15 protein-coding genes and 1 pseudogene are annotated in these 16,254 nt (G+C 70.3%); 4 read left to right on the top strand and 12 right to left on the bottom strand.

Annotated features, from left to right (window positions below):
• Positions 1-206, top strand: a pseudogene (locus HMPREF0321_RS00340) (cobalamin biosynthesis protein); the annotation flags it as partial.
• Between the two features lie 64 nt (positions 207-270).
• On the opposite strand, the gene HMPREF0321_RS00335 reads toward HMPREF0321_RS00340, so the two are convergent.
• Complete coding sequence (locus HMPREF0321_RS00335) at positions 271-1,014, bottom strand: cobalt-precorrin-6A reductase (protein WP_006943308.1); 744 nt, start codon at positions 1,012-1,014, stop codon at positions 271-273.
• Between the two features lie 111 nt (positions 1,015-1,125).
• Positions 1,126-2,625 carry a 30S ribosomal protein S1 gene (gene rpsA, locus HMPREF0321_RS00330; RefSeq protein ID WP_006943310.1) on the bottom strand — a complete coding sequence of 500 codons (1,500 nt, stop codon included), beginning with the start codon at positions 2,623-2,625 and terminating at the stop codon, positions 1,126-1,128.
• A gap of 220 nt (positions 2,626-2,845) precedes the next feature.
• On the opposite strand from rpsA, the gene HMPREF0321_RS00325 reads away from it, so the two are divergent.
• On the top strand, positions 2,846-3,655 hold the full coding sequence (locus HMPREF0321_RS00325; RefSeq protein WP_006943301.1) for a class I SAM-dependent methyltransferase: 810 nt from the start codon (positions 2,846-2,848) through the stop codon (positions 3,653-3,655).
• Positions 3,656-3,707: 52 nt separating this feature from the next.
• Here the strand turns inward: HMPREF0321_RS00325 and HMPREF0321_RS00320 are convergent, their stop codons facing one another.
• From HMPREF0321_RS00320 to HMPREF0321_RS00300, 5 genes are all read right to left on the bottom strand, one after another.
• Positions 3,708-4,691 carry a UDP-glucuronic acid decarboxylase family protein gene (locus HMPREF0321_RS00320; RefSeq protein WP_006943312.1) on the bottom strand — a complete coding sequence of 328 codons (984 nt, stop codon included), beginning with the start codon at positions 4,689-4,691 and terminating at the stop codon, positions 3,708-3,710.
• Positions 4,692-4,693: 2 nt separating this feature from the next.
• The gene (locus tag HMPREF0321_RS00315; RefSeq protein WP_006943300.1) at positions 4,694-5,767 is read right to left on the bottom strand and encodes a DUF3068 domain-containing protein; all 1,074 of its coding nucleotides are present in this window, start codon (positions 5,765-5,767) and stop codon (positions 4,694-4,696) included.
• A gap of 72 nt (positions 5,768-5,839) precedes the next feature.
• A complete protein-coding gene (locus HMPREF0321_RS00310; protein WP_006943304.1) occupies positions 5,840-6,409 on the bottom strand; it encodes an HAD-IIIA family hydrolase in 570 nt (189 codons plus the stop codon).
• Positions 6,406-7,032: an SIS domain-containing protein gene (locus HMPREF0321_RS00305; RefSeq protein ID WP_115296177.1), complete on the bottom strand. Its 627-nt coding sequence runs from the start codon at positions 7,030-7,032 to the stop codon at positions 6,406-6,408. Before HMPREF0321_RS00305 ends, HMPREF0321_RS00310 begins: the two co-directional genes overlap by 4 nt.
• Complete coding sequence (locus HMPREF0321_RS00300; RefSeq protein WP_006943302.1) at positions 7,032-8,141, bottom strand: GHMP kinase; 1,110 nt, start codon at positions 8,139-8,141, stop codon at positions 7,032-7,034. Before HMPREF0321_RS00300 ends, HMPREF0321_RS00305 begins: the two co-directional genes overlap by 1 nt.
• 71 nt (positions 8,142-8,212) lie before the next feature.
• Here HMPREF0321_RS00300 and HMPREF0321_RS00295 point away from each other — a divergent pair, with 71 nt between their 5' ends.
• Entirely contained in the window at positions 8,213-9,328 is a 1,116-nt protein-coding gene (locus tag HMPREF0321_RS00295) for an acyltransferase (RefSeq protein WP_040014169.1), read from the top strand.
• On the opposite strand, the gene HMPREF0321_RS00290 is transcribed toward HMPREF0321_RS00295, so the two are convergent.
• Genes HMPREF0321_RS00290 through HMPREF0321_RS00280 form a run of 3 tightly spaced genes read right to left on the bottom strand, consistent with a single transcriptional unit; the run spans position 9,267 to position 14,385 of the window.
• On the bottom strand, positions 9,267-12,812 hold the full coding sequence (locus tag HMPREF0321_RS00290) for an alpha-(1->3)-arabinofuranosyltransferase family protein (RefSeq protein ID WP_006943305.1): 3,546 nt from the start codon (positions 12,810-12,812) through the stop codon (positions 9,267-9,269). The genes HMPREF0321_RS00295 and HMPREF0321_RS00290 overlap by 62 nt on opposite strands.
• Positions 12,809-13,546: a bifunctional 2-polyprenyl-6-hydroxyphenol methylase/3-demethylubiquinol 3-O-methyltransferase UbiG gene (locus HMPREF0321_RS00285; RefSeq protein ID WP_006943303.1), complete on the bottom strand. Its 738-nt coding sequence runs from the start codon at positions 13,544-13,546 to the stop codon at positions 12,809-12,811. Before HMPREF0321_RS00285 ends, HMPREF0321_RS00290 begins: the two co-directional genes overlap by 4 nt.
• On the bottom strand, positions 13,543-14,385 hold the full coding sequence (locus HMPREF0321_RS00280; protein ID WP_050786396.1) for a class I SAM-dependent methyltransferase: 843 nt from the start codon (positions 14,383-14,385) through the stop codon (positions 13,543-13,545). The genes HMPREF0321_RS00285 and HMPREF0321_RS00280 overlap by 4 nt, the downstream gene beginning before the upstream one ends.
• A gap of 86 nt (positions 14,386-14,471) precedes the next feature.
• On the opposite strand from HMPREF0321_RS00280, the gene HMPREF0321_RS00275 reads away from it, so the two are divergent.
• Positions 14,472-15,707 (top strand): glycosyltransferase family 4 protein, encoded by a 1,236-nt coding sequence (locus HMPREF0321_RS00275; protein WP_006943314.1) that lies wholly within the window; start codon positions 14,472-14,474, stop codon positions 15,705-15,707.
• Positions 15,708-15,820: 113 nt separating this feature from the next.
• Here the strand turns inward: HMPREF0321_RS00275 and HMPREF0321_RS16255 are convergent, their stop codons facing one another.
• Together HMPREF0321_RS16255 and HMPREF0321_RS16665 are read right to left on the bottom strand one after the other, a co-directional pair.
• The gene (locus HMPREF0321_RS16255) at positions 15,821-15,970 is read right to left on the bottom strand and encodes a hypothetical protein (RefSeq protein WP_175282444.1); all 150 of its coding nucleotides are present in this window, start codon (positions 15,968-15,970) and stop codon (positions 15,821-15,823) included.
• 87 nt (positions 15,971-16,057) lie between these two features.
• Positions 16,058-16,254 (bottom strand): hypothetical protein (locus HMPREF0321_RS16665; RefSeq protein WP_040014168.1); only part of this gene is annotated, 197 nt, incomplete at its 5' end.

Raw genomic sequence — 16,254 nt, 5'->3', positions numbered from 1 at the left:
CCGCCGCGGGCGCACTCGGGGTGCGCCTCGGCGGGACGAACGTGTACGCCGGTCGCACCGAGCATCGCGGTGAACTCGGCGACGGACGCGCGGTCGACGTCACCGACATCCCGCGTGCGGTACGGCTCACCCGACGCGTCGGACGCACGGTCCTCGTCCTCGCGCTCGGCGCGCGTCTCCTCGCGCGGCGTCGCACGATGAACTGACCGGTTCGCGTGTGCGGCACAGCCGAACCGCGCGCGTATTAGAACGCAGGAACAGCCCCGCTCGTCAGCTCCGCAGGAACGTCACGACCTCGTCGAGCGTGCTCACCTCACGCAGCCCGGCCGGTGCCGCGGGCCGTGCGACGACGACGACGGGGACGCCGAGTTCGCGTGCTGCGGTGAGCTTCGCGGCGGTGTAGCTGCCGCCGGAGTCCTTCGTCAGGAGGACGTCGACGGCGTGCTCCCGCATCGTCGCGATCTCGGCGTCGACGTCGAACGGCCCGCGGGTGTGCAACACCGTCCACGCGGGCGGCGCGGGGACGTCCAGCGGTTCGACGATGCGCACGAGCGCGGCCTTGTCGTCCCAACCGCGGTAGTGCTCGAGTGTCTGACGCCCTGTGGTCACGAACGGCCGACGCCACCCTTGCGCGTCGACGAGCGCCCGCGCGCCGGCGTAGGTGCTGACCCAGTGCCAGGTGGGCGCATCCGGGTGCTCACGCCAACCGGGGCGCGCGAGGCGCACGAGCGGGACGTCGGCGGCCGCGCAGGCAGCCACCGCATGGGAACGCATCGTGACCGCGAACGGGTGCGTCGCGTCGACGACGTGCGTGAAGCGGTCGTCGCGCAGCGTCGCCGTCAGCCCTGCGACGCCGCCGAACCCGCCGATCCTGACGTCGCCGACCGGCAGCCTTGGCCGCGACACGCGCCCGGCCAAGGAACTGACGAACGCGATCCCCAGCTCGTCGAGGCGTGCTGCGAGAGCGCGGGCTTCACTCGTTCCGCCGAGGATAAGCACCTTCGTCGATGACACGCCCGCAGCCTACCGACCCGTGCCCCGACAACGCCGTCGGCCCCCCTCACCGCAGTGAGAGGGGCCGACGTTCAGCGGGTGAGAGCCGTGGCTCTCAGCTGATCGCGTGGATCAGTTGCCCGTGAGCTTCTCGCGCAGAGCAGCCAGCGCCTCGTCGGAGGCGAGGGTGCCTTCGGCCGGAGCCGAGCTCGAGCTGGAGCTCGACGACGAGGAGGACGAACCCTGCGAGCTCGAGCCCGAGTTCGACGACGAGTACGACGTCGGGGCGGTCTCACCGGACGCCGCAGCTTCGGCGTCGTCCTTGCGGGCCTGCTCGATCTGGGCCTGGTGGGCCTCCCAGCGCGAGTGGGCCTCGGCGTACTGCTTCTCCCACTTCTCACGCTGCGCGTCGAAGCCCTCGAGCCACTCGTTCGTCTCCGGGTCGAAGCCCTCGGGGTACTTGTAGTTGCCCTGCTCGTCGTACTCCGCAGCCATGCCGTACAGCGTCGGGTCGAACTCGGAGGCGGCAGCGCCGTCCTCGTTCGCCTGCTTCAGCGACAGGGAGATGCGACGACGCTCGAGGTCGATGTCGATGACCTTGACGAAGATGTCGGAACCGACGGTGACGACCTGCTCGGGCAGCTCGACGTGACGCTCGGCGAGCTCGGAGATGTGGACGAGACCCTCGATACCGTCCTCGACGCGCACGAACGCACCGAACGGGACGAGCTTCGTGACCTTGCCCGGCACGACCTGGCCGATGGCGTGCGTGCGAGCGAAGTGCTGCCACGGGTCTTCCTGCGTCGCCTTGAGCGACAGCGAGACGCGCTCGCGGTCCATGTCGACGTCGAGCACCTCGACGGTGACTTCCTGACCGACCTCGACGACCTCGGACGGGTGGTCGATGTGCTTCCAGGACAGCTCGGAGACGTGGACGAGACCGTCGACGCCACCGAGGTCCACGAACGCACCGAAGTTGACGATCGAGGACACGACGCCGGAGCGGACCTGGCCCTTCTGCAGCTCCTTGAGGAACGTCGTGCGAACCTCGGACTGCGTCTGCTCGAGCCACGCACGACGCGACAGGACCACGTTGTTGCGGTTCTTGTCGAGCTCGATGATCTTGGCCTCGATCTCCTTGCCGACGTACGGCTGCAGGTCGCGGACACGACGCATCTCCACCAGCGACGCAGGGAGGAAGCCGCGCAGGCCGATGTCGAGGATGAGACCACCCTTGACGACCTCGATGACCGTACCGGTGACGACGCCGTCGTCTTCCTTGATCTGCTCGATCGTGCCCCAGGCGCGCTCGTACTGCGCACGCTTCTTGGACAGGATCAGGCGGCCTTCCTTGTCCTCCTTCTGGAGGACGAGAGCCTCGACGTCGTCGCCGACCTTGACGACCTCGCCCGGGTCGACGTCGTGCTTGATCGAGAGCTCGCGCGAGGGGATGACACCCTCGGTCTTGTAACCGATGTCGAGGAGAACCTCGTCACGGTCGACCTTGACGATGACACCTTCGACGATGTCGCCGTCGTTGAAGTGCTTGATCGTCGCGTCGATCGCGGCGAGCAGCTCCTCCTCCGAACCGATGTCGTTGACAGCGATCGGGGACGTGGTGGTGGAAGTCATGTGTAAGAAGTAACTTTCGGTGGGCAATTCGGGAGGCGAGACCATCGGGCACGACAACGCGCGCAGGTGGACCGCCTCTGCGGACAAATCGAACGACGTCTCGGGCGCGCCCGGCCCCGTCTGCGAGCAACGGGGAGCATGGGCACGTACGACACGCCCTCTCATCCTAGGCACGCGGGGCGATCAGGGCCAAATGGGAAGGGCATCGTAGCGTGGGTTCATGCAGACCCCCGACCGTGCCGGACGCTTCGACGTCGACGCAGCCTCGTCCGCCCGCGGAAATCGCTCGTGGTGGGACGCCGAGGCGCGCGACTATCTCGACGAGCACGGCGCCTTCCTCGGTGACGCCGAGTTCGTCTGGGGGCCGGAGGGGTGGCTCGAGGACGATCTCCACGTCCTCGGCGAGCCGAGCGGGCTCGCGGGCCGCGACCTCCTCGAGTTCGGTGCCGGCGCCGCGCAGGCCGGTCGCTGGTGCGCCAGGCAGGGTGCACGCGTCGTCGCGACGGACCTGTCCGGCGGGATGCTGCGCACGGCCGTGCAACTCGACGCCCGCACCGGCACGTCACTGCCGCTCGTGCAGTGCGACGCGAGCCGACTGCCGTTCGCGGACGCCTCCTTCGACGTCGTCTTCTCGGCTTTCGGCGCGGTTCCGTTCATCGCCGACACCTCGGCCCTCATGCGGGAACTGGCGCGCGTCACGCGCCCAGGCGGGCTTGTCGCGTTCTCGACGACGCACCCCGTCCGCTGGAGCCTGCCCGATGTGCCCGACGCCGCCGGGCTGACGATCCAGCACTCGTACTTCGACACGACGCCCTACGCCGAGGCGGCGGGCGACGACGTCGTCTACGCCGAGCACCACCGCACTCTCGAGCAGCGCGTGCGCGAACTGCTCGACGCCGGGCTCGTACTCGAGCAGTTACGCGAACTGCCGTGGAAGGAGTCGAACAAGTCGACCTGGGGTGGCTGGAGCCCCCTGCGCGGACGGCTCGTGCCGGGCACGCTCATCCTCGCCGGCCGCAGACCTGCCTGAAGGGTGCGTCGCGCGAATACCGCCAACAGGGTCGGCCGCGGCCGGGATCGCGTCAGCGGTTGAGGATCTCCTCGGTCTGACCGGGTGTCAGGACCGGAGTCGACGCGGCCTCGGTGCGAAACCACTCGATGGTGCGCTGCAGCCCGGTCTCCACGGGCACCTGCGGTGACCAGCCGAGCAGGCGCTGCGCCTTCGTCGTGTCGGGGCGACGGACCGACGGATCGTCCGTGGGGCGCTCGATGAACTCGAGTGTCGAGGATGACCCCGCCAGCTCGATGATCCACTGCGCGAGGTCGCGCATCGAGATCTCGTGCGGGTTGCCGATGTTGACCGGGCCGGGGTCGTGCGTCTCGAGCAGCATCGCGAGGATGGCCGCGACGAGGTCGTCGACGTAGCAGATGGACCGCGTCTGATCACCGTCGCCACTGACCGTGACCGGCTCACCGGCGAGGGCCTGGCGGACGAAGTTCGGGATGGCGCGACCGTCGTTGGGCCGCATGCGCGGGCCGAACGTGTTGAAGATGCGCACGATGCCGGCATCGACCCCGCGCGCCTCGCGGTAAGCGAGCACGAGCGCTTCCGCATATCGCTTGGCCTCGTCGTAGACGCCGCGCGGGCCGACCGGGTTGACATGACCCCAGTACGTCTCGGGCTGCGGGTGCACCTGAGGGTCGCCGTACACCTCGGACGTCGAGGCGAACACGAGCCGGGCGCCCTTGCGCACCGCGAGTTCGAGCGCGTTCTGCGTGCCCTGCGAACCGACGCGCAGCGTCTCGATCGGCAGCTTGAGGTAGTCGACCGGTGAAGCCGCCGACGCGAAGTGGAGGATGCCGTCGACGTCACCGCCGACGTCGAAGGGCTCCGTCACGTCGTGCTCGATCAGCTCGAAACGACCTGAAGCCTCCAGCTGCGTGACGTTCGCGCGGCGCCCGGTCACGAGGTTGTCGACGGCGACGACCTCGTGACCGCGTGCGACGAGCGTCTCGGACAGGTGCGAGCCGAGGAAGCCCGCACCTCCCGTGATGACGATCCGCATGCTCAGTACTGGCCCCGCTCATCGGCGGAGTGCGCGCCACGCGACTGCGGGTGGTCACCGAACACGAGCGTGGAGTCGTCGTCGTGGCGCACGTCGTCTACCTCGCGCTCGTCACGGCGCTCATGGCGGGCGGCGCGACGCTCACGGCCGGCACGCAGCGAGACGAACAGGCCGAGCAGCAGCGCGAACAGACCGAGCAGACCGAGCAGCAGCGGAGCCCACAGGCGCAGGATCTTGAGCTGGCTCGACTTCGTCTTGTAGTCGTCGACGTTCTTCTTGATCGTCTCGTCGGTCATCGTCGAGGTGGTGAGCATCGCGTCGACGGGCTTCGCGTTCGGCACCTCGAGCGTCTGGTGCTGCTTCTCCTGCAGCTTCATCATGACGCCCGTCTCCGGCTCGACCCACACCGTGCGGTCGTTCGTGTAGTACCGGTCGGCGAGCTTCGAACCCTTGGGCAGACCGAAGACCTCACCCGGGACGTCCATCGTCGTGAACTTCGTCTTCGGGATCGTCTGCGTGAACTTGTACGTCTTCAGACCCTTGATGTCCTCAGAACCCGCGTACTTCATCGGGACGGCCTTGCCGAGCGTCGAGTCCCAGTAGCGGTAGGTCTTGTTCTTGTCGACCTGGAACGGGAACTTGATCGTCTGGCCCTCGTAGTTGGTGGGCTTGCCGTCGAGCATGTTGCCGCTCCACTTGACGGCCTCACCCGAGGACTTGTCGACGGCGTACTGCTGCGTCGAGGCATCCATCGGCGGCGACGCCGTCTGGCCCTTGTCGTTGACGTTGTCCGTCGTCTGCCACTGGTCGATGACGATGACGTCGCGGCCGAGCTCCTTGGAGGCCTTCTTCGTCATCTCCTTGTTGGCGACGACGGTCGCCTTCGTGATGATCTTGCCCGACCCCGGCTTGACCGTGTCGGCGTCGAAGTAGCTGGCGTGATCGTCGGTGACCGTCTGCTGGGTATTCTGATCACTCGGGATCACGGCCAGCTTCGGGTACGCGTAGAACCGCATCAGGAGCGCCAACGTCAGGAAGAACGCACCGAATCCGATCATGACTGCGGCTTTGCGCACGGGAGAGCCTCCTAGGCAGGGACTGGAACTTACGCGACGGTAACACCTGCAGCAGGGGCAATGTGACCGGTTTCACCAACGAGATGGAATTGTGCCCGTTTCGTCATCGACGAGCGAATCGACCACGCCGGCGAGCCCGATCGTCGGCTCGCATCGCATGAACGCCACCCGCGCGGCTGTGGCGGCTGCGGCATCCGTCTCGGCGTCACCGACCATGACGCTGCGCTCGCGCGACACGTGCGGATTCTCGTCGAACAGCGCGCACAGCAGGCCGGGCGCCGGCTTGCGGCACACGCAGGTGTCGGCCGCGTGCGGGCAGAGGCGGACGTCGTCGATGCGGCCGCCGGCGGCCTCGACCTCGGCGATCAGCCGGGCGTTGACGGCGCTCAGCTGCGCCCACGTCAGCCGTCCCGTCGCGAGGCCCTGCTGGTTGGTGACGACGACGATCGCGCAGCCCGCAGCACTCAGGCGCGCCACCGCGTCGACGGCCCCCGGCAGGAGCGCGAAGTCGTCGGGCGTGCGATACCCGGGGGCGAGGGCGTTGAGTGTGCCGTCACGATCGAGCAGGACGACGTCGTACGGGGCGCCGGCCCCGGGACGCGGCAGGCGCGTGTGGGTGCGTCCGCTCGGATCGGGGCTCACGCGCCGGGCTGGCTGAGATCGTCGACGGCCTCGCACCACGCGTGCGCCCACAGCATGTGGACCTCCTGGATGCGCGGCGTCTCGTGCGAGGGCACGACGAGGAGGTGGTCGACGTCGTCGCGCAGGTGCTCTCCCCCGGCGCCCGTCATCGCGATCGTCGTGATCCCGAGCTCGCGCGCTGCGGCCAGGGACGCGACGATGTTGGGGCTGCGTCCGCTCGTCGACATCGCGACGTAGACGTCGCCCGCGCGCCCGAGGCCGCGCACGCCGCGGACGAACACCTGCTCGTAGCCGTAGTCGTTGCCGATGGCCGTGACCGACGACAAGCTCTCGGCGAGGTTGATCGCCGGCAGCGGCGCACGGTCGTGGACGCACTTGCCGAGGAACTCCGCGGCGACGTGCGAGGCGATCGCCGCGGAGCCGCCGTTGCCGGCGACGAGGATCTTGTGTCCGCCGGTGAGCGCGTTCGTCACCGCCTCCCCCGCGGCGACGACCTGCGCGTGCAGCGCCGCCTCGCGCACGGCGTCGACGAGCTGCACCCACGCGGCGATACCGGCGTCGAGACGTGAGGTGAGCGCGGGCGAGGCCGCGCCGTCGGCCAGGGTGTGGATGGGGTGCTCCATCAGCTCTGCCCCCTCCACGTCGTGACGCCGTCATGGCTGAAGATCGGCTCGCTCACCGTGAGGCCGAGGTCGATGAGCTGCTGGGCGACGATGTGACGGCGCTCGAACTCGCAGATGAACACCATGTGGCCGCCGCCGCCGGCACCCGTCACCTTGCCGCCGAGCGCGCCGTGGTCGAGGGCGCGGCGCATCGCCTCGTCGATGAGCGGCGTCGTGATGCGCGACGACATCTTCTGCTTCTCGCGCCACGCCTCCCCGAGCAGCCGGCCGATCGTGTCGACCTCGCCGCGCACGAGCGCGATCTTCATCCGCTCGGCGAGTTCCTTCTGCGCCCGCAACCCCTCGAGGGCCTCGGCGTTGCCCGTCTCGTAGCGGCTGCGTTGATCCTCGATGATGTGGTCGCTCACCCGCGTCCGTCCGGTGAACGCCAACAACATGTTGTGCTCGAGCTCGTGGACGGTGGCGCTGCGCACGCGCAGCGGGTTGACGACGACCTGGTCGGCGGTGAACTCGATGAAGTTGAACCCGCCGAACGCTGCGGCGTACTGATCCTGCGAACCGCCGGGAATGCCGAGATCCTCGCGTTCGAGGCGATAGGCGAGTTCGGCGATCTCGTACTGCGTGAGGTCGAGGCCGCAGTGCTGCGCGACGAGGCCGATGACGGAGACCATGACGGCGCTCGAACTGCCCAGCCCCGAACCGGGGGGCGCCGCGGTGTGGAGGAACAGGTCGAACCCGCTGACGGGTAGCGCACCCGGCACCTCGCGGATGCGAGCTATCGCGGCCTTCGGCAGATCGAGCTCACCGTTGTACTCGACCGGGTCGTCGACGCCGAAACCGATCGAGTAACCGAAGTCGAGCGACTGCACTGTGATGCGGCCGTCTGTGCGCGGACGCAGCGTCGAGTACGCGAACTGGCTGAGGGTGCCTGACAGGACGCAGCCGCCCTCGCGTTCGGGGAAAGGCGCGACGTCCGTGCCACCCCCGGCGAAACTGACGCGCAGCGGCGCCCGCGCACGCAGCACCGGACGTCGGTAGTCGACGTACGCCCGACCCTCGGGCGAAGGCCCGGGAGAAGATTCGGGGGTGGATCGCGCCTCGTCGTTCATGGGCGGCTAGCCTCCATTCGATGATGCGTGCCGGACGCACGCTACCCGATGGTAGATGTGAGGGAGGGCACATGCAGCGCATTCCATGGATCGATCCGTTGCGCGGCGTCGCTGCCGGGCTCGTCCTCGTCTCCCACGTCGCCTACTGGAGCGGCGGTTCGGGCATCGACGGCGTCGGGCGTCTGCTCGCCCGCGGTGACGTCGGCGTCGCCGTCTTCTTCGCCGTCTCGGCCTACCTGCTGACGCGTGGTGCGAGCGCGGGGGCGGCCCCGACGAGGCACTACTGGCGCAAGCGCGCCGCACGCATCCTGCCGGCCTATCTCGTCGCGCTCGCGGCGGTCGTCGTCGTCACGCTGGCGGTCGAACCGGGTGCGGTCGACGTGCGCTCGGTGCTGTCACACCTGACGCTGCTGCAGGGATACGCGGGCGAGTCGTTCCGTGGATTCACGCAGGCCTGGAGCATCACGACGGAGGTGACGTTCTACGCCCTCGTGCCGCTGATCTGCCGGTGGTTGCGCGGCTGTCGCCGTGATGGTCGCTCTCCGCTGCCGGTCCTGATGTTCGTCGCCGTCGCCGGTCTCGTCGTGCAGACACTCGCCGCCTCGAGCGGACGGGCGAACCTCGGGGCCGTCAGCACGAGCGTCATCGGACACGCCGCGTGGTTCGCCGTCGGTGTGGCGGCGGGGTGGGTGTTCACGGCCGACCCGACGACCGGCGGGTCAGGCCGCCGGGCGCGCATGGGGCTCGCGGTGCGTGAAGCGTCGCCGTCAGCACTGCTGGGATGGGCGGGCGTCACGTACGTCGCGGTGGCCACACCGCTCGGCGGGCCGATCCACCTCGAGACACCGACGCACGGGCAGGCGCTCGTCAAGGAACTCGCGTACGCGCTCATCGCGGCGTTGCTGCTCGGCGCGGCCGTCCGAGCGTCGGAAGACGAGACGTGGCCGACGCGCGCCGAGGCGCAGGCCCTGCTGAGCGGCGCGGGCGACGTCAGCTACGGCCTGTTCCTGTGGCATGTTCTCGTGCTGCAGGTGCTGTTCACGACCCTGCACCTGAGGCTGTTCCACGCGCCGTTCGCTCTCGTACTCATCGTGACGCTCGTCGTGTCACTCGCACTGGCGCGACTCAGTTGGCGCGCCGTCGAAGCACCCGCCATCCGCTGGGCACACTGCTTACCTCGAGGCTGAACACGACGAGCGCGAGCGCCGTCAGCACCTGGCCGGAGACCGCGCCGAGCGATCCGCGATCGACGACGCCGAGCGCCGCCATGATCGGGCCGACCGCGACCATGAGCGCGATGACGAGCACCCGCCGTCGACGCCGCGGCACGAAGCAAGCGACGAGGACGACGGGTATCGCCACCCATCCCAGGAGTGCCGCCGCGATGGCGGTGAGGACGGCAAGCGCGAGGGCGGCGCGGGGGCGCGAGGCCGGCACGGCAGATTCTGCGTGCGCTACGAGTGCCCGCGGTGTCTGCAGCGCGAAGTCGTCGGAGGCTGCCTGGCGGCGTATCGGCGCAGCGCGTCGCGATGACGCCGCGGCACACCACGTCGTGGCAATGAGCAGCACGAGGCACGCGAGTGCGCAGGCCGCACCGACGACGAGGCTGAGGCGGTGGAGGTGCTGCGGTGCGAAGACAAAGTGTTGTCCGTGGGCGGCGTGCTCGGCGCCCTGACGCCATCCGTCGAGGGTCACGAGGCGCGTGCTACCGGCGGTCATGCCAGATGCGGGGGTGGGCGATGCCGGGTCGAGAGCCCAACCGGCGTTGGCGCCCTGCGTCGAGGCGAGCGTCGGGTTGGCCGGCGTGTCCGTGCTCGAATCCGCACTGAGTCCGAGCTGGTCCCTGGCCGCCGCGGCGGCCGGAACAAGTGTCACACGTTCGACCTCAGGTGAAACCTTCAGGTTGGCCTCGCCGGCAGGCAGGGCCATCAACCTCGTTCTCCCTGCAGTATCGGCCCCTCCACCAGGTGTTCCGGCAGGCTGCCAGGCGCCGGATCCGGACCGCATCATGAGGGGCTCTCGCACCGATCCGGGCGCCACGCCAGCCTTGAACGTCAGCGTGACGTTCATGGTCGCAGCACGCGAGACCGTGAATGCTCGCGTCCACGCACCGTCATCCTCCGACGCCAGCGCGTGACCGTCGAACCAGGGGTGCGTGCGCGTCACGACGACGCCGTTTCGGGTGCCATCGACGGTGCCCGGCAGGTGTACGACGCTGACGACGGGGCGGGTGGAGCGCACCTCGACCAGCCCGACGGCTGCATTCTTCGTGCCCGTCCCCGGCGCCGCGCGCGGGGTGACCGCGACCGCGCGCGTCCCGGCCGGCACGTCGATTCTCCAGGTGCTACCCGCGCCCTGCTGCGGCTTCACGGATCGCCCGTCGAAGCGCACGTCGACGCTTGCCACCCGCGCGTCGCCCGTGGCCGCAGGGACGAGCGTCATCGTCTGAGCGGGGGCGCCGCCGTCCCACGTCACGCTCAGGGTGCTGGGCCGGTCGGCGCACGTCAGCCAGCGGGTGTCGTCGGAGCCGTCGAACGCCGCGTCCGCAGACGTGCCCGGGCCGAGGTAGAGCGAGGCGAACGGGTCGGCGGTCGACGATGTCGCCTCGATGCGCGAGGCGCCGGTGACGCGGCGGACGCTGCTTCCTGCGTCACGGCCGGGGAAGTCGAGGTCGTGCGCGCCGACGCGCGTGGGCGCGGGGTCATCGGCGGTGAGGGCAGGCCCGAAGGCCCGTCCGACGACCTGGCCGTTGTTGTACGCGCGGCGTCGCACGTCGTCGGTGATCCACCCGTCGGCACGGCCCGTGACGAACGGGCGCCTCGCGCTGACGCCGACGCCGGCGAGCGTCAGCGTCGACTCCGGACCGCCGAGGACGGAGACCGCAGCGCCCGTAGTCGACGGTGTGGGGGCCAGGTCGAAGACGTCGTAGCGCGTGGCGCCGCTGCCGTGGACGCGATGGGCGCTCACTCCGTCGGCGTGTGTCAGGGCTGCGACGTACGCCTGCGGCGGTGACGTCTGCTGCGACGTCGAACTCCCCCAGCGCACGACGATGCGGTGCACCCCCGCCCGTGCCGCCGCCTGCACGGCCTCGCTCGCCCGTCCCCGATCACTCGCCGAACCCGGCGCGAGGGCCGTGTCGACGGCATCGACGAGCCGCTGCGCACCCGGGTGGTAGAGCGGAGCCGAGGCGCGCACGACGATGGACGACGCGGCGAACGCGGTGAGCGGTTCGTCGGTGGCGTTCCCCCAGTCCGCCTGGGCCGAGCGCGTCGACGGCAGGACGAGACTTGATCCGCCGTCGCGGGCTGCCGCGTCGTCCACGTCTCGGGCGGTGGCGACGAGCGAGGCGGGCCACGCGCGCACACCGTTCGCGTCACCGAGACGCCCGACGAGCAACGGTGCCAGCGTGCCGACGAGGACGACGGCGATGCCGACCTGCGCCGCCCACGCGCTCCGCGCGGAACGAGGACGCTTGGCACGAGGTGCGCTGCGCGCCAGCGCATCCCACGCCGCACCAACGCCGATGGCCAGGGGCAGTCTGACGAGCGGGTCGAGCTTGTGGACGTTGCGCGCCGCAGCGAGCGGGCCGTCGAGCAGATCGCGCATCAGACCGGAGAACGGGCCACTGGGCGTGCCGGCGTAGGGCAGGGCCATGCCCACGATGCCGCCCGCGAGCAGGATGACGCAGGCGACGCGGACGCGGCGCGCGGCGTGGATGACGTCATCCTGCGCGCCCCGCGAGGCACCACCGCGTGTCGTCATGAGCCCTGCGAGCGCGATGCCGGCGAGCGTCGAACCCGCGACGATGCTGAGGGTGCCCTGCGCGACGACCCACCCCGACTGCCAGATGGGGTGACCGTCGGCGTCGACGATGTAGGCGACCCAGTCGGACGCACCGCGCAGGATGGCGGGCAGCGTCGTCACGGCCGTCGTGATGCGCGCGGTCTCGATGAAGTCGAGGAACGGGTAGGCGTACCCGCCGAGGACGACGAGGGGCCCGAGCCACCAGGCGCTGCCGAGCGCGGCGCCGATCACGTACGCGCCGACGAGGCGCCACTCGCGCGTCACGACGAGCGCGAACAATCCGGCGCCGAGGACGGCGACGAGCGACGCCGTCGCGTTGACGCCGCCGAGGCACGCGACGAGCACACCGGTGGACGCGAGCAACCTGATGTGGCGGCTGCTGCGCCATCCCCACCACACGGCGAGGACGAGCCACGGCAGCAGCATGCCCGGCCACGTCTCGACGCTGAGTTCCGACAGCAGCGTCAGCACGCGTGCGCTCAGCGCGTACGCGACACCGGTGACGCAGGCCGCCCCCGCGCTCAGCCCGGCGATGCGGCGCGCGACGAGGGCCGCGCCGAGAAAGCCGACGACGAGGATGAACGACCACCACGCGCGCTGCGCCGCCCAGCCGGGCACGCCGAGCGAATGCAGGACGCCGAAGAACGGGCCCATCGGGAACAGGTAGCCGTAGGCCTGGTTCTGCAGTTCGCCGAAACCCGAGTGCGTCGACCACGCGTCGAGCGAGCGCGCGAGGTAGCGCCACGGCGAGACGACGAGGTCGACCTTCGTGTCCGGCTGGATGACGCCCGGCTGCACGAGCCACGGCACGAACGCGAGGACCAATGCGACGCGCAGCGCGAGCAGCCGTGCGCGCGTCGCGTTCATCCGCGGCGCACGAGGACGAGCAGGTTCCACGTGACGATCTCGCGCAGCCCCGGCACCCGCAGGACGGCGCGGGCGGCATCCGGCCAGTAGCGGGGACGGGCGTCGATCAGCTCACCGCCGCGCTGCTCGACCGAGCGCGCCCAGGCGAGCCCCTGCGCGACGCTCACCCGGAAAAGGCTCTCGTCGACGAGGTTCTTCGGCGGGTGGCCGTGCCGACGCTCGTAGCGTCGCGCCGCCCGTTCGCCGCCGAGCCAGTGCCACGGCGACGTCTCGTGCCCACCCCACGGGCTCAACCAGTTCGTGTACGCGAGGAACAGCACGCCCCCCGGCGCGAGCGCGTCGAGCAACGAATCGGCGACCGCTTCGGGGCGTCTCACGTGCTCCCACAGGTTCGAGCTGAACACGACGTCGAAGGTTCGTGGTGCGAACGGCAGGTGCTCCGCGTCCGCGACGACGCCGCCGTCACGCACCGAGGGGACGCTCGCGTCGGCGTCCAACGGCACATAGTGGGCGCCGGCCGCGAGGAAGGCGTCCGCGAACTCGGACGGGCCCGCGCCGACGTCGAGCACGCGCGCACCGTCGAGGTCGACGTGCTCGGCGAGGATCGCGATCGAGTCGTCGGCGAGAGCCGAGTAGAAGCGGTGCGGGTCGCTCTGCTCGACGAGGAACGCACGGAACAACCGGACGCTACGCCCGAGGCCCCGTCGCGTCGCGGCACCTGGGCGAGACGTCACTCCGGCCTCCGCGCGACGAGGTGCAGCGTCGGGCGCAGCCGGGGCACGAGCGCGCGTGCAGCGAGAGTCAGCGGCAGCGTCGCAGCGGTGAGAGCGAGCGTCGAGCGCTGCGCGAGAACCCCCTGCGGCCGCGGCGCAGGCCTTACGCGGCGGACGGCGCTCGCGGCGTCGTGGACGAGCGAATCGAGCGGCGGGCGACGGATCTCGACGTCGTCAAAGCCTGCCTCACACGCGGCGCGGATGAGGGAATCGGCGGTGAAGAAGCGCACGTGCGTCGGGTCCTCGAGCATCCACCAGCCGTCGCTCGCGAGGCGCAGGCCGGCCCAGTCGCCGGCCGGGGTGAAGAAGTGGGCGCTACCGCCGGGGCGCAGCAGTGTGTGCGTGCGGCGCAGCGTCTCGATCAGGTCGACGACGTGCTCGAGGACGTGGATGCCGTAGACGAGGTCGACGGGCGGCTCCCCCGCCGGCACCTCCTCGATGCCGCAGGCGTGCAGGCGACCGTGCGCGACGACGACGGGGTCGACGTCCCGGTCGAGCTGATCCGGGTCGGCGCCCGCGACGCGCGCCCCCGCGTCATGGAAGGCGCGCAGCAATCCCCCGGCGCCGTACCCGATCTCGAAGACCGACGCGGGCGCGCCGTCGGCGACGAGGGCACGGTGGGTCAGGCGCAGGCGGGCCGCGTCGAGGGTCGGGTCACCGCCGTAGGCATGATCGCGGTGGCGCGCGGGCGCGCGATCGAGGTCGCGACGCAGGTGCCCGCAACGGGTGCAGGCGTCGAGGACGGAGCCTCCCAGGGGCAGATCCGTGCACGGACCACCGCACACTTCGCACGCGCTCATGGAAACGGGCCACCTGCCTTCCTCGACCCCGATACTCTAACGGGCGACCCGGAAGCAGGCAGCCGAACGGCGAGGAGAGCCACAGGATGCACGACGAGCGCGACGCCGAGCTTCTGCGCGTCCTCTATCTGTCGTGGCGCGACCGCGAGAACCCCGAGGCGGGCGGCTCGGAGGTGTTCGTCGAACGCACGAGCGAGGTGATGAGCGAGCTTGGCGCCGACGTCACGATCCACACGGCTCGTTTCCCCGGCGCCGCACGCCGCACGATGCATGGGGACGTCACCGTGATTCGCGCCGGCAACCGGTTCACCTGCTACGCCGCGGGGCTGTGGCACCTCGTGCGGCACCAGCGTGACTACGACGTCGTCATCGACGTGCAGAACGGCGTGCCGTTCTGGTCGCCGCTCGTCGCGCGCATCCCCGTCGTCGCCGTCGTCCACCACGTCCACCGCGACCAGTGGGCGAGCATCTTCAGCCCGCGCCTCGCAAGGTTCGGCTGGTTGCTCGAGTCACGCGTCGCGCCGTGGGTGTACCGGCGCTGCCGCTACATCACCGTCTCGAAGGCGAGCCGCAGCGAACTCGCGAGCCTCGGCGTCGACGCCGAGCGCATCGACCTCGTCTACTCCGGCAACGACCACCCGCGCGATCTCGAATCCTACGCCGACGTGCCCCGCAGCGCCGCGCCATCGCTCACCGTCCTCGGCCGGCTCGTGCCGCACAAGCAGGTCGAGATCGCCGTCGACACCCTCGCCGAACTGCGTGAGGAGTTCCCGGGCCTGCACCTCAATGTCGTCGGCTCGGGTTATTGGCAGCCGAACATCGAGCGCCATGCCCGTGAACGCGGCGTCGAGGACGCCGTCCACTTCCACGGGTTCGTCGACGAGGCGACGAAGCACACGCTGCTCGCTTCGTCCTGGGTCGTCATGATGCCTTCCTACAAGGAGGGGTGGGGCCTGACGATCGTCGAGGCCGGCCTGCACGGCACCCCGGCCGTCGCGTTCGCGCAAGCCGGAGGGCCGAGCGAGTCGATCCAGCACGGCTCGACGGGCGCGCTCGCCGCGACGACGGCGGAGATGATCGACGACGTGCGCGTGCTGCTGTCGCGCAACGACGTGCGTGAGGCCTATGGACGCAACGCTGTGACGTACGCGCGCTCGTTCAGCTGGGAATCGGCCGGCCGCAACGTGCACCACACGCTGCTCGACGTCCTCGGCCGCGCCGAGCGCGCACCCCAGCCGCCCGACACGCCCCTGCACGTGCGACGCCTGCGCGAGCTCGTCGCCGAACGCGATGCCCGCCGCGGCGCTGCCGAGCTGAACTGACGTCATGCGCCACTCGGCGCGGGCGACCACTGAGCCCCGTCAGGGCATGCACGAGCGGGGAACGACCGTAGAGGTCGTTCCCCGCTCTCGCCTGAGATGAGGGAGCCGGAGGCTCAGCCGTCGTAGCTGATCTTCGACTGGTACTGCTGCGGCTGGCTCGAGTTCTGCGACTGGACGAGACCCCAGATCGCGAACAGGGCGAGCAGGAGGCCGACAACGGCTCCGATGATGTTGTACATCGTCTTGTTCGTGGACGCGCCCATGGGGTTGACCGCCTTCACCTTCGCTCGTGGTCAGCCGCCGCGCCACGGGGTGGCACGACGGAGCATCGCCTGGGCGACGCGTTTGGTTCAGCTTAGCTGCTCCGGCGCGCGGGTGCATCGCTTTCGGCGCAATCGCCCGGTGCGGCTCGCACGCGCGATGACCACGCCGGCGGTGATGATGCTCGTCGCGAGGCCGAGCGCGCGCCACCACGGCGTCGCCGGGCGAGGCGTCGCACCGGGGACGGACCACGTCGTGAGGTGCGAGACCGGCGGCGCGGCGGGGA

Source organism: Dermacoccus sp. Ellin185, assembly GCF_000152185.1.
GTDB classification, from domain to species: Bacteria; Actinomycetota; Actinomycetes; order Actinomycetales; family Dermatophilaceae; genus Dermacoccus; species Dermacoccus nishinomiyaensis.
The sequence above is the reverse complement of the archived record's forward strand: the minus strand, read 5'-3'. Positions and strand labels throughout refer to the sequence as shown.